Origin of the sequence: Amphritea pacifica (assembly GCF_016924145.1) — a bacterium.
GTDB lineage: Bacteria > Pseudomonadota > Gammaproteobacteria > Pseudomonadales > Balneatricaceae > Amphritea > Amphritea pacifica.
Map to the genome: position 1 here is coordinate 1 of NZ_JAFFZO010000215.1, position 270 is coordinate 270.

Below are 270 nucleotides of genomic sequence, written 5' to 3' on the forward strand. Positions count from 1 at the left end.
AGCCACGCCCGGAACAGGGCACACTGGTTAAATTATTGCAGGGCGGTGATCCCCTGCCCTGGACCCGAGCCAACGAAACCGTTCCCGTCAGTATGATCCAGGAGCCAACACCCGCAGAGATCAAACAGCGCATTAAAGACAAAAAAGGCGAGACCTATTGGGATGAAAATCAGTGCACCATAGGCTCGCTTAATCGCTGGGGATTAATCTACTTTTACATCACTATGTTTGCGAAAGGCTTTTGCGTCTTCCTCGGCCCACTTTTCCCAT

1 protein-coding gene is annotated in these 270 nt (G+C 51.1%); it reads left to right on the top strand.

What is annotated here, in order from left to right:
• Positions 1-270 (top strand): hypothetical protein (locus JW499_RS22090; protein ID WP_205212558.1); only part of this gene is annotated, 270 nt, incomplete at both ends.